Origin of the sequence: Rhodococcus sp. O3 (assembly GCF_048897285.1) — a bacterium.
Taxonomy (GTDB): Bacteria; Actinomycetota; Actinomycetes; order Mycobacteriales; family Mycobacteriaceae; genus Rhodococcus.
In genome coordinates this window covers 1-12,844 of the sequence record NZ_JBMBTE010000135.1, presented here as the reverse complement: position 1 = coordinate 12,844, position 12,844 = coordinate 1, and the positions used below count along the sequence as shown (strand labels likewise).

The window sequence follows — 12,844 nt, the reverse complement described above, 5'->3', positions numbered from 1 at the left end:
CCGGGAAGCGATCGCGGCCATCGGATCGGCGTCGTTGGTGGCATCGGTCAACCGGCGCACCGCCAGGCGACCCACCGGGTCCTTCGCGGGAACCTCCGGCGGCGACGTCGGCCACCACACGACGATCGGGGTGTCCGGCAGCAGGAACGGCACGATCACCGACTCCTGATGGTCCGCGAGCGGTCCGTGCAACGCGAGGATCAGCACCTCGGACGCGCCGGCATCGCCACCGAGACGGATCTCGGCGTCCATGCGCGGGACGTCGCCGTCGTTGACCCGGCCGACGACGATGACGCGACACGGATGTTCGCGCGCCGCGGCGGTCGCGGCGGCGATCGCCGGTTCGAGACCGCGACCCCCGTCGGTGCACACCACGAGCGTGAGCACGCGGCCCTGCGTGACGACACCACCGTTGCGACGCAGCTCGACGAGTTTCTTGCCGATGTCGATCGCGGTTGCGTTGCGCAGCTGAACCCTCACGGCCGCCTCCATTCGCGGCCGGAGCGGCGCAGCATCTCGTCCGCCGACGGCGGGCCCCAGGTCCCGGCCTCGTACGGCTCCGGGACACCGTGGGCGGCCCAGTGCTCGAGCACCGGATCGAGGATCTTCCAGGACAATTCGACCTCTTCGTCGACCGGGAACAGCGACGGTTCGCCGAGCAGCACGTCGAGGATCAGGCGTTCGTACGCCTCCGGCGAGGACTCGGTGAACGCCTGGCCGTAGCTGAAGTCCATGTTCACGTCCCGGACCTCCATCGAGGAGCCGGGCACCTTCGACCCGAACCGGAGTGTGACGCCCTCGTCCGGCTGCACCCGGATCACCAGCGCGTTCTGGCCCAGCTCGGTGGTCATGGTGTCGTCGAACGGCAGGTGCGGCGCCCGCTTGAACACGATCGCGATCTCGGTGACGCGACGCCCCAGCCGCTTGCCGGTGCGCAGATAGAACGGCACACCCGCCCAACGCCGGGTATTGATCTCACAGGTGATCGCCGCGAACGTCTCCGTCGTCGAGTCCGGCGCGAAACCCTGCTCCTCGTGCAACCCGACGACCTCGCCGCCGTTCTGCCAGCCCGCGACGTACTGTCCGCGTGCGGTGGTCTCGTCGAGCGGTTCGGCGAGCCGCGTCGCCGACAGCACCTTGATCTTCTCGGCCCGCAGTTCGGCCGGATCGAAGCTGATCGGTTCCTCCATCGCGATGAACGCGAGCAGCTGCAGCAGATGGTTCTGGATGACGTCGCGCGCGGCACCGATGCCGTCGTAGTATCCGGCGCGGCCGCCGAGCCCGATGTCCTCGGCCATGGTGATCTGCACGTGGTCGACGTAGTGGGCGTTCCACAACGGATCGAACAGCTGGTTCGCGAACCGCATCGCCAGGATGTTCTGCACCGTTTCCTTGCCGAGGTAGTGGTCGATGCGGAACACCGAATCCTCGGGAAACACCTCGCCGACAACGGCATTGAGCGCGCGGGCGCTGGTCAGGTCGTGGCCGAACGGCTTCTCGATCACGACGCGGCTCCAGCGCCCGTTCTCCGAGCCGGCCAGACCCGAACGCGACAGCTGCGAGCACACCACCGGGAACGAAGCCGGCGGAATCGACAGGTAGAACGCGTGATTGCCGCCGGTGCCGCGGATCTTGTCGAGCTCGGCGAGGGTCGTCGCGAGCTGGGCGAACGCGTCGTCGTCGTCGAAGCTGCCCTGGACGAAGCGGATCCCCTCGGCGAGTCGTTGCCACACCTCCTCCCGGAAAGGGGTGCGCGAGTTCGCCTTGACCGCGTCGTGCACGATCCGGCCGAAGTCCTCGTCCACCCAGTCCCTCCGGGCGAAGCCGATCAGTGCGAACCCGGGCGGCAGCAGGCCGCGATTGGCGAGGTCGTAGACCGCCGGCATCAGCTTGCGGCGGGCCAGGTCGCCGGTGACCCCGAAGATCACCAGCGCACACGGGCCCGCGATGCGGGGAAGCCGCCGATCCCTCTCGTCACGAAGCGGATTGACCCACTCCGCCGCCGCGGGTTCGCTCACCGTCAGCCCTCCGCGCCGGCGGTGTGCGCCGAAAGCTGCTCGGCCGTGGCCGCGATCAGTTCGTTCCAGGACACCTCGAACTTCTCGACGCCCTCGTCCTCGAGCTTGCGGAACACGTCGTTCAGATCGATCCCGGCCTTCTTCAGCGCGGAGAACACGTGCTCGGCCGCGGAGGCGGTACCCGAGACGGTGTCGCCGGTGATCTCACCGTGGTCGGCGACCGCCTCGAGGGTCTTCTCCGGCATGGTGTTGACGGTGTTCGGCGCCACCAGCTCGGTCACGTACAGCGTGTCCGGGTAGGCGGGGTTCTTCACACCGGTCGACGCCCACAGCGCGCGCTGCGGCCGGGCGCCGGCGGCGGCGAGCTGCTCGAAACGTGCACCGGATTCGAAGGCCTTCCGGTAGGCCGCGTACGCCAGGCGAGCGTTGGCGACCCCGGCCTTGCCGCGCAGGGCCAGTGCCTCGTCCGTGCCGATCTCCTCGAGCCGCGCATCGATCTCGGTGTCCACGCGGGACACGAAGAACGACGCCACCGAGTGGATCTTCGACAGGTCGTGCCCGGCGGCCTTCGCCGCGGTCAGCCCGTCGAGGTAGGACTCGATGACCCGCTCGTACCGGTCCACCGAGAAGATCAGCGTCACGTTCACGCTGATGCCCTCGCCGATCACCCGGGCGATCGCGGGCAGGCCGGCGACCGTCGCGGGAATCTTGATGAACAGGTTCGGGCGGTCGACGATCTTCCACAGCTCGATCGCCTGCTTGACGGTGGCGTCCGTCTCGTGGGCGAGTCGCGGATCGACCTCGATCGACACCCGGCCGTCGACACCGTCGGTCGCCTCGTACACCGGTGCGAGGACGTCGCACGCGGCGCGCACGTCGTCGGTGGTGACGGTGCGGATCGTGGTGTCGACGTCGGAGCCGGCGGCAGCCAGTTCGGTGATCTGCGCGTCGTACGCGTGGCCCTTCGACAGCGCCGCCTGGAAGATCGACGGGTTGGTGGTGACCCCGACGACCGAACGGGTCGCGACGAGCTCGGCCAGGTTGCCGGACTCGATGCGCTCGCGGGACAGGTCGTCGAGCCACACGGACACGCCTGCGGCCGACAGCGCTGCCAGGTTCGCGTTCTGCTGCGTGGTGGTTTCCTGCGTCATGACGATCTATCCCTTCAGTCGCGTCAGCGAGCGGCGTGCAGCGTCGACGACAGCCTCGGCGGTGATGCCGAACTCGCGGTACAGGGTCTTGTAGTCGGCGGAAGCGCCGTAGTGCTCGAGCGACACGGCCTCGCCGGCGTCGCCGATCAGGCGGTACCACGGCAGCGCCAGCCCGGCCTCGACGGACACGCGGGCCTTCACCGACGGCGGCAGCACCTCGTCGCGGTACGCCTGGTCCTGCTCGAGGAACCAGTCGAGAACCGGCACCGACACGACGCGGGTCGGAACGCCCTCGGCCTCGAGGACCTCGCGCGCGGCGACGGCGAGCTGCACCTCGGAACCGGTGGCGAGCAGCAGCACCTCGGGCGTGCCGGTCGACGCCTCGGCGAGCACGTAGGCGCCGCGGGTCACGCCCTCGGCGGCCTTCTCGCGGGTGCCCTCGAGCACCGGCACGTCCTGACGGGTCAGGGCCAGCGCGGTCGGGCCCGTCTTGTTCTCCAGCGCGGCCTTCCACGCGAACGACGTCTCGTTGCCGTCCGCAGGGCGGATCACCGCGAGGTTCGGGATCGCGCGCAGCGCGGTGAGGTGCTCGACCGGCTGGTGCGTCGGGCCGTCCTCGCCGAGACCGATCGAATCGTGCGTCCACACGTAGATCGACGGGGTCTGCATGAGCGCGGCCAGGCGCACCGCGGGACGCATGTAGTCGGAGAACACGAGGAACGTGCCGCCGTACGGGCGGGTCGGCCCGTGCAGCGCGATGCCGTTGAGGATCGAGCCCATGGCGTGCTCGCGGACACCGAAGTGCAGGGTGCGGCCGTACGGGGTGGCCGTCCAGTCCTTGGTCGAGATCGACTCGGGACCGAACGACTCCGAACCGGGGATGGTGGTGTTGTTCGAACCGGCCAGGTCCGCGGACCCGCCCCACAGCTCCGGCAGGATCGGGCCGAGCGCGGCGAGCGCGTTGCCGGACGCCTTCCGGGTCGCCGGGCCCTTCTCGGCCGGCTCGTAGGTCGGCAGGGCGTCGGCCCAGCCGGCCGGGAACTCGCCGGCCTGCAGACGGTCGAACAGTTCCTTGCGCTGCGGCTCCCGCTCGGCCCACGCGTCGAACGCGGCCTGCCAGTCGGCGCGGGCCTTCGCCCCGCGGTCGACGACGCGGCGGGTGTGCTCGATCACCGCGGGGTCCACGTCGAAGTTCTTCTCGGGATCGAACCCGAGGAACTTCTTGACCGCGGCGACCTCGTCGGCGCCGAGCGCCGCGCCGTGCACGTCGCCGGTGTTCATCTTCGTCGGCGCCGGGTAGCCGATGACGGTGCGCAGCAGGATCAGCGACGGCTTGTCGGTGACGGCCTTCGCCGCCTCGACCGCCTCGAGGATCGCGGTGACGTTCTCGCCGCCCTCGACGGTCTGCACGTGCCAGCCGTACGCCTCGTAGCGCTTGGCGGTGTCCTCGCTCAGCGCGATGGCGGTGTCGTGCTCGATGGAGATCTTGTTGTCGTCGTAGAAGACGATCAGGTTGCCCAGTTCCTGCACGCCGGCGATCGACGACGCCTCGGAGGTGACGCCCTCCTCGATGTCACCGTCGGACGCGACGACGTAGATGTGGTGGTCGAACGGGCTGGTGCCCGCCGCCGCCTCGGGGTCGAACAGGCCGCGCTCCCGCCGAGCGGCCATCGCCATGCCCACCGCGGAGGCCAGGCCCTGGCCGAGCGGGCCGGTGGTCATCTCGACACCCGCGGTGTGCCCGAACTCGGGGTGGCCGGGGGTCAGCGAACCCCACGTGCGCAGCGCCTCGAGGTCGGCCAGCTCCAGGCCGTAGCCGGACAGGTAGAGCTGGATGTAGAGGGTCAGGCTCGAGTGGCCGCAGGACAGCACGAACCGGTCGCGGCCGACCCACTGCGGGTCGGTGGGGTCGTGGCGCAGCACCCGCTGGTACAGCGTGTACGCCAGCGGCGCCAGGCTCATCGCGGTGCCCGGATGCCCGTTGCCGACCTTCTGCACGGCGTCCGCAGCAAGCACACGGGCGGTGTCGACGGCCTTGGTGTCCAGATCGGTCCAGTCGGCGGGGTGAACCGCCGCGGTGAGGGTGCGGATCTCGTCGGTGATCGACACGAGCTTCAAGTCTCCTGACATGGGTGTACGGGATGCCTGCGACCGCGAATGCGTCGCGCGCCCTCCCAGCCTAATGGCCGCGGCGGCCCCGTGCGGCTTACGGGTCGATTCGGCCGAGGCCTGTCCGCGGTCTACCATCGACCGTAGTAGTGCGCGTCCGTGATCGGGCGGCGGTCGGCGGGCGAGCGAAGGTGTGTATTCGCGTGGTGCAAGGAGACAGTGTGCGGGCAGGGCGACGGCCGGGAGGACACGGCTTCGGTGCCCCGGAAGCCCCCAGCGCCCCGCGGCCGGACACCCCGTGGGGTCGGATCTCGGGCACCGTGCTCGCCTACATCGCGCTGACCAAGCCGCGCGTCATCGAGTTGTTGCTGGTCGCGACCATCCCGGCGATGCTGCTCGCCGACCGCGGCAACGTCGATCTCGTTCTCATCCTCAGCACCCTGTTCGGCGGCTGGATGGGCGCGGCGAGCGCGAACTCGCTCAACTGCGTCGTCGACGCCGACATCGACAAGGTCATGAAACGCACCGCCCGGCGTCCGCTGGCGCGGCAGGCCGTGCCCACCCGCAACGCGTTCGTGTTCGGCATGGTGCTCGGCATCGCGTCGTTCGCGTGGTTGTGGTGGCGGGCGAATCTGCTCGCCGGGGCGCTCGTCGTCGCGACCATCGCGTTCTACGTGCTCGTCTACACGATGGTGCTCAAGCGTCGTACCTGGCAGAACGTGGTGTGGGGCGGCGCCGCCGGCTGCATGCCGGTGATGGTGGGCTGGGCCGCGGTGACCGGGTCGCTGAGCTGGGAACCGATCGTGCTGTTCCTGGTGATCTTCTTCTGGACTCCGCCGCACACCTGGGCGCTGGCGATGCGCTACAAGGAGGACTACAAGGCGGCCGGTGTGCCGATGCTCCCGGTGATCGCCACCGAGCAGCACGTCACCAAGCAGATCCTGATCTATACGTGGGCGACGGTGCTGGCCACGCTCGTGCTCGTCCCGGCGGCGGGTGTCGTGTACGCGGCGGTCGCGGTGCTCGCCGGTGCCTGGTTCGTGTTCATCGCCCACCAGCTGTACAACAGCGTGCGCGGGGGTGCGTCCGTCAAGCCGCTCAAGCTGTTCCTGCAGTCGAACAACTACCTCGCGGTGGTGTGCCTGGGCCTGGCCGTCGACTCCGTGCTGGACCTGCCCACGATCGCCTCGTACCTCTGATCTGCTGAACCGATCCGCCGACCGACGGCAACGGCGCCGCTCTTCCCGACGGAAGGGCGGCGCCGCTTGTTGCACGGTGCGCCTTTGTGGCGCCCAGGGGCGCCATCAAGGCACACGGGCGCCTACGGCGCCAGCACGATCGAGCCGGTGGTCCTACGGCCCTCGAGGTCGCGGTGGGCCTGCGCCGCGTCGGCGAGCGGATAACGCGCCCCGACCCGGATCTTCAGATCACCGGCGGCGATGGCCGCGAACACGTCACCGGAGCGCCACAACAGCTCCTGGCGGTCCCGCGTGTAGTGCACGAGGGTGGGGCGGGTCAGGAACACCGATCCGGCGGGGTTGAGCCGCTGCGGATCGAACGGGGGCACCGGGCCACTGGCCGCACCGAACAGCGCGAGCGTGCCGCGGATCCGCAGTGACGCCAGCGACGCCTCGAAGGTGTCCTTGCCGACCCCGTCGTACACGGCGGCGACCCCCTCGCCGCCGGTCAGTTCCCGCACCCGGTCGGCGAGGTCGTCGCCGTAGCGCAGCACCTCCGCGGCGCCGGCTTCGCGCGACAGCGCCTCCTTCTCGTCCGAGGACACGGTGGTGATGACCCGTACCCCTTTCGTGGTCGCGAGCTGGGTCAGGATCAGGCCGACGCCGCCGGCGCCCGCGTGCATGAGCACGGTCTCCCCGGGTTGCGCCGGATAGGTCGATTCGAGCAGGTAGTGCGCGGTCATGCCCTGTAGCAGCGCGGAGGCGGCCTGGTCGGCGGGTACCTCGTCGGGGACCGGCACGGCGACCGCTTCCGGCACGACGACCAGTTCCGCGTACGAGCCGGGGGCCGCGGCCCAGCACACCCGGTCGCCGACCGCGAACTCGGTGGTTCCGGGCCCGACGGCTTCGACGCGGCCGGTGCCCTCGGAACCGGGCACGTACGGCAGATCCGTCGCGTACAGGCCGGTGCGGAAGTAGGTGTCGATGTAGTTGACGCCGATGGCGTCCGTGCGGACCAGCAGCTCACCCGGCCCGGGAACGGGATCGGGGAGCTCGGCGGGAACGAGGACGTCGGGACCGCCGAACCGTGTCACTTCGATTGCGCGCATGGGCCCACAGTATTCTGCAGGCATGAGCGCTGAAACTCAGGTCGCGGCCGCATCCGCGCCCGCCGACGTCGTCTCCTCTCTCCGTTCCTTCGTCGCCGCGCACGGCGACACCGCGAAGGCGGTCCTGCAGCCGATCGGGGGAATCGGGGTGCGCGTGACCGTCGTCGCCGCCGACGGCACCCTGGGCGATCGTGTCGTCGCCGACCTGGCGACCGCGCACGCAGTCGTCGAGGCGCTGCCGAACGTCACGGTCTCGGACTGGGACCGCGAGGTCACCAGCATCGCCACCCCGCAGCAGGGCCACTGGAAGAAGATGGCCGGCTGGGTCGCGAACCAGACCCGCTTCCCGAAGGCGCGCAACGAGCGCTGACGCCGCCGCCGACACGCGAAACACCGCGGGCCCACCTTCCGAATCGGAGGTGGGCCCGCGGCGTCGGATCGCTGTCAGACGGTGGTGACGGCCTCGGGTTGCGGGGCGGCGACGCGGACGCGGCCGGCGCTCCACACCGCTGCGGTCGCGGCCGTGCACAGACCGGCGCCGGCCACGTGCAGCACCACGAGCACCGCGGGCACGTCCGTCCAGAACTGGACGAGGCCGATGAGCGATTGGGCCAGGACGAGGCCGATCAGCACCTTCAGCCGCAGCTTCACCGGGGCCGGGGCGGCGACGGCGTACAGTGCGAACGCCAGGCCCACCAGGAGCGCCAGGTAGCCGACGAGCAGTTCGGCGTGCAGGTGCACGAGTGTGGTGATGTCGATGTCGAGCCGCGGTACCGCGCGTTCGACGCCCTTGTCGCCGGCGTGCGGGCCGGCTCCGGTGACCATGGTTCCGGCGATCAGGACGCCGGCCAGCACGGCCGCGGACAGTGCGGTCAGCCACCGGAGCGGCTGGGGGAGCACCTGCTCGACGACCCCCTCGTCGGGTTCGCCGACCTTGACGAACAGCACGACCGCGAGCCACACCATCAGCATCGAGGCGAGCATGTGGATCGCGACGGTCCACCACGCCAGCCCGGCGAGCACCGTGATGCCGCCGATCACGGCCTGCAGCACGGTGCCGGCGGGCATCAGCCACGCCCAGGCTATGACCTCGCGGCGGCGACGGGCGCGGGTCACCGCGAGGACGATCGCGGCGGAGACGGCGACGACGACGAACGTCAGCAGGCGGTTTCCGAACTCGACGATCTGGTGGAGCGTGTGCACGTTGCTGGACACGCCGACCGGTACCAGGGAGCCGGGGAAGCACTGCGGCCAGGTGGGGCACCCGAGGCCCGACGCGGTGACCCGCACGACCGAGCCGGTGACGGCGATGCCGCCCTGCACGACGATGGTGAGGAAGGCGATGATCCGCTGGGTCCGCAGCGACGGCAGCGGAAGTCGGTCGACGAGGTTCAGGTAGCCGCGATACAGCACGTTCACGATGGTACGGGTCCGTCCACTACGCGCTGTAGTTGGGCTGGGGCCGGGTCGTCACGTGAACCGGAAGAAGCGCCGGGCCAGCACCGCACCGACGACGGCCCAGGCGGCGAGGATCGTCACCGCGAGCCAGTCCATGCCGCCGAGCACGGCCTCTTCGAGGCCGAGAGCCAGCGCCCCGGACGGGGTCACCCGCGCCAGATGCACGAGAGCGTCGGGCAGGCCGTCCCCGGCGAGCACGACGCTGCCGATGCCGAGCAGCACGAACCAGATGATGTTCGCCAGGGCGAGCACGATCTCGGCGCGCAGGGTGCCGCCGAGCAGCAGCCCGAGCGTCGCGAACATCACCGTGCCGAGCGCGATGACGACGGCGCCGAGCAGCAGTCCCAGCAGGCTCGGACGCCAGCCGAGGGCCACTCCGATAGCACCGAGCAGAATCGATTGCATCGCCACTACGATTGCCACCGCGGCGCTCTTACCTGCGATGATGCCCCACTTCGGCAGGGCGGTCGCGCCGATCCTTTTCAGTGCACCGTATCTGCGGTCGAATCCGACCGCGATGGCCTGGCCGGTGAACGCGGTCGACATCACCGCGACCATCATCACCGCCGGCAGGACCCGTTCCACGCGGGGATCGCCGAGATCACCGATCGGCAGCAGGGTCAGGCCGATGAGCAGGGTGATCGGGATGAACATCGTCAGCAGCAGCTGCTCGCCGTTGCGCAGCAGCAGCTTGAGCTCCATGCGCGTCTGCGCCGCGAGCATCGCCACCGGCGTGTTCGGTCGCGGGGCGGGCGCGAAGGTCCCGGCCTCGAACCGGTTGCTCGCCAGCCGATCGTGATGCGTCACGCTCACCCTCTCAACTCCCGTCCGGTCAGGTCGAGGAAGACGTCCTCGAGGCTGCGCTGGTACACGCGGATCTCGCTCACCAGCGCCCCCTGGTCTGCGCACCACGACGCCGCCGCGGTGACCACCGCAGGATCGATCGCGCCCTCGACCAGATAACGGCCCGGCTGCGGCTCCCGTACGCGGAACCCGTCGGGCAGCACGGTCCGCAGCGGCGCGAGGTCGAGGCCGGCGGATGCGGACAGCCACAGCTGGTGCTCGGACCCGGTCCGGGCCACCTCCTCGGGCGTTCCCGCGGCGACGACCCGCCCGTGGTCGATGATCACGACCTCGTCGGCCAGTTCCTCGGCCTCGTCCATCAGATGCGTGGTCAGCAACACCGAGACGCCGTCGCGGCGCAATGCGTCGATCAGTTCCCACACCAGCAGCCGGGCCTGGGCGTCGAGACCCGCGGTCGGCTCGTCGAGGAACACCAGTTCCGGGCGGCCGACCAGCGCGCACGCCAGCGCCAGCCGCTGCTGCTGACCGCCGGAGAGCCGGCGGTAGGGGGTGCGGCGGGCCTCGTCGAGACCGAGGCAGTTCAACAGCCACGCCGGGTCGATCGGATCCGCCGAGTACGAGGCGACCAGGTCGAGCATCTCGCCGGCCTTGGAACCGGGGTAGGCGCCGCCGCCCTGCAGCATGACCCCGATCCGGGGCCGCAGCGCCTCCGAATCGGCGACCGGATCCAGGCCGAGCACGCGCACGGTGCCCGCGTCGGGGGTCACGAAGCCCTCGCACATCTCCACGGTGGTGGTCTTGCCGGCACCGTTGGGGCCGAGCAGGGCGAGCACCTGGGCGCGCTCGACCGTGAGGTCGAGCTCGTTCACGGCGATTGTGTCGCCGAACTTCTTGACGACGCCGTTCAGGCGCACAGCAGGCGCCGTACCGGCAGGGGATCTCGAGGTCACGGGTTTCCAGCGTAGGCGTCGGGGGATTCGGCGGGGCGCGGTGGTGTGCGGTCCTCCTCGCGCCACGGCAACCGGTTCCGGGTGAACACGATGAGCAGCCCGACGACGACGACCGTCGCGATCGCGGCCTGCACGATGATGAACGGCTGGTACTCGCCGCCGTTGGGCATCAAAATGACGCTGACCAGCGACGAGAAGGCCACGGTGGGGATCCGGAAGATCGGTCGGGTGGCCCACGCGGCGAGCGGGATCACCGCCCACAGCAGGTACCAGGGCTGCACGACGGGGAACAGCAGCACGATCGCGCCGAGCGAGACCCCGAGCCCGCCGACGGGGTGGATCCGCCCGACGAGCACCGCCAGCAGCATCCGGATTGTGACGAATGCCGCAATCATCGCGGCGATCGGCCGGGTGATCGACAGGATCGCGGTGGTGTGATCGCCCAATCCGAGCAGCACCCCCGCCAGGCCGGTCCCGACACCGAGCAGCGTGGGGATCGACATCCAGCTGCGCACCTCGGTCGCGGTGCCCAGCGTGTTCGTCCAGCCCAGTCCGAGTCCGCTGCCCCAGCTCACCACGGTGATCACCGTCAGCGACACCGCCGCCAGCAGTGCTGCCGCCGCCAGCACCGCCCGCGCGGTGGCGCCCCAGCGTCGTGCCAGTGCCATGCCCACGAATCCGAGGGCGAGCAGCGACGGCACCTTGATCATCGACGAAAGGGCGATCAGGGCGGCGCCGGCGAGGAGCCACGCGAGGTAGCGGCCTCGCAGCGGTGTCCCCGGTCCGCCGGCGTGGATGCCGCGCAACGCCAGTTCGAGCCCGGCGAGCATCAGGCCGAGCATGAGCGCCTCGTTGTGGATGCCCGCGACCAGGTGGAACAGCAGCAACGGATTGGCGGCGCCGAGCCACAGGGCGGTCACCGACGCGACACCGCAGCGCCGGGCCAACCGCGGCAGCGCCCACACGATCAGGGCGACACCGCCGAGCGCGAGCAGCCGGTGCAGGAAGATGCCGAACACGATGTTCTCGCCGGTCAGGAACGTGATTCGTTCCCCGATCCACAGGAACGCCGGCCCGTAGGGTGCGGAGGTCTCGCGCCAGATGTTCGGCACGGTCCGGGTGAGCACGTGGTCGACGCCGAGCGCGCCGGCCGGGCCGATCGCATACGGATCCAGCCCGCGCGCGGCGATCTCGCTCTGCGCCAGATAGGAGTAGACGTCCTTGCTGAACATCGGCGGCGCGACGGTCAACGGAAGGATCCACAACAGCAGCGTGCGGTCGAGCTGCGAGCGGGACAGCCGTCGGGGCTGACCGTCGGGGTCGCGCCGGCCGACGGCGAAGCGGCCGAGCAGCAGCCAGGCCAGCACGACCAGGACGGTGCCGGTCATCGCGAGGGTCAGGGCCGCGCTCGGCATCCGGGCCGGCAACCCCAGCAGCCGAACGCCCTGGACCGGGTTCTGCAGCACCGGCTGGGCGCCGGCGCCGAGGGCGCCGACGCACATCAGGACCGCGCCGGTCGCGCCGAACAACCGAATCCGGTGCAACTGGGTGGTCTCGGTCGCGTCGAGGCCGCGGCCTTCGCGTTCGTCGCCGTGCAGGACGGTCACCACGTCGGTGTGGTGACCGCGACCGTCGAGCCCGAGCGCGCGCTTGCCCAGCGTGACGGCCCGGATGCCGACGGTTTCGAAGGCACGGGCGGTCTCGGAGCGGCCCGTTTTCGGGGCCGGGCCGGCCGTGCTGGGTTCGTCGATGGTCGGCGGCACCCGAGCAGCCTATCGGGCCGGTCACGGGCCTATTCCCGGTCCGGCCCGGGGTGTGGGGAAGGGCACCCTTGGTGGACCGGGTTTCCGAATTCCGTCACACTGGTGTTGTGAAATCAGCGACCGAACACCCCGTCGACGAGAAATGCGCAGGTCACGTGCCTGACGCAGCGCTCGCCGCGTCGCGTTCGGGCCGCGATTCGTCGCCGCAGCAGGCGCAGCACGAGGGTCAGACCCGCGCGGCGGTCGTGCAGTTGCTGCTCGAGGAGGGCCCGATCACGGCCCCGGAGATCGGAAAGCGGCTCGG

At 70.4% G+C, this 12,844-nt stretch carries 11 protein-coding genes and 1 pseudogene; 3 read left to right on the top strand and 9 right to left on the bottom strand.

Annotation, left to right across the window (positions count from 1 at the left end; genetic code table 11):
• The 4 genes from ACN675_RS24590 to tkt all read right to left on the bottom strand — a co-directional run.
• Positions 1–480: glucose-6-phosphate dehydrogenase assembly protein OpcA (locus ACN675_RS24590; protein WP_420753326.1), on the bottom strand; the 480-nt coding region annotated here is incomplete at its 3' end.
• Positions 477–2,018, bottom strand: coding sequence for a glucose-6-phosphate dehydrogenase (gene zwf, locus ACN675_RS24585; protein WP_420753325.1), 1,542 nt, complete (start codon positions 2,016–2,018; stop codon positions 477–479). The genes zwf and ACN675_RS24590, both read right to left, overlap by 4 nt.
• A 2-nt stretch (positions 2,019–2,020) precedes the next feature.
• Positions 2,021–3,169 (bottom strand): transaldolase, encoded by a 1,149-nt coding sequence (tal, locus tag ACN675_RS24580; RefSeq protein WP_420753324.1) that lies wholly within the window; start codon positions 3,167–3,169, stop codon positions 2,021–2,023.
• Positions 3,170–3,175: 6 nt separating this feature from the next.
• Positions 3,176–5,278, bottom strand: a complete 2,103-nt coding sequence (tkt, locus tag ACN675_RS24575; RefSeq protein WP_420753327.1) for a transketolase — start codon at positions 5,276–5,278, stop codon at positions 3,176–3,178.
• Between the two features lie 221 nt (positions 5,279–5,499).
• Here tkt and ACN675_RS24570 point away from each other — a divergent pair, with 221 nt between their 5' ends.
• A complete protein-coding gene (locus ACN675_RS24570) occupies positions 5,500–6,477 on the top strand; it encodes a heme o synthase (protein WP_197253153.1) in 978 nt (325 codons plus the stop codon).
• 122 nt (positions 6,478–6,599) lie between these two features.
• Here ACN675_RS24570 and ACN675_RS24565 read toward each other — a convergent pair whose 3' ends face one another.
• A complete protein-coding gene (locus ACN675_RS24565) occupies positions 6,600–7,565 on the bottom strand; it encodes a quinone oxidoreductase family protein (protein ID WP_420753323.1) in 966 nt (321 codons plus the stop codon).
• A 22-nt stretch (positions 7,566–7,587) separates the two neighbouring features.
• Between ACN675_RS24565 and ACN675_RS24560 the strand changes: the two genes are divergently transcribed.
• On the top strand, positions 7,588–7,935 hold the full coding sequence (locus tag ACN675_RS24560) for a hypothetical protein (RefSeq protein WP_420753322.1): 348 nt from the start codon (positions 7,588–7,590) through the stop codon (positions 7,933–7,935).
• 74 nt (positions 7,936–8,009) lie between these two features.
• Here the strand turns inward: ACN675_RS24560 and ACN675_RS24555 are convergent, their stop codons facing one another.
• Genes ACN675_RS24555 through mptB form a run of 4 tightly spaced genes read right to left on the bottom strand, consistent with a single transcriptional unit; the run spans position 8,010 to position 12,540 of the window.
• Entirely contained in the window at positions 8,010–8,978 is a 969-nt protein-coding gene (locus tag ACN675_RS24555) for a COX15/CtaA family protein (RefSeq protein WP_420753321.1), read from the bottom strand.
• A 57-nt stretch (positions 8,979–9,035) separates the two neighbouring features.
• Positions 9,036–9,836, bottom strand: a complete 801-nt coding sequence (locus ACN675_RS24550; protein ID WP_420753320.1) for an ABC transporter permease — start codon at positions 9,834–9,836, stop codon at positions 9,036–9,038.
• Complete coding sequence (locus tag ACN675_RS24545; RefSeq protein WP_420753319.1) at positions 9,833–10,777, bottom strand: ABC transporter ATP-binding protein; 945 nt, start codon at positions 10,775–10,777, stop codon at positions 9,833–9,835. The genes ACN675_RS24550 and ACN675_RS24545 overlap by 4 nt, the downstream gene beginning before the upstream one ends.
• A complete protein-coding gene (gene mptB / locus ACN675_RS24540) occupies positions 10,774–12,540 on the bottom strand; it encodes a polyprenol phosphomannose-dependent alpha 1,6 mannosyltransferase MptB (protein WP_420753318.1) in 1,767 nt (588 codons plus the stop codon). Before mptB ends, ACN675_RS24545 begins: the two co-directional genes overlap by 4 nt.
• A gap of 155 nt (positions 12,541–12,695) precedes the next feature.
• Between mptB and ACN675_RS24535 the strand changes: the two are divergent.
• Positions 12,696–12,844 (top strand): annotated as a pseudogene (locus tag ACN675_RS24535) (transcriptional regulator); the annotation flags it as partial.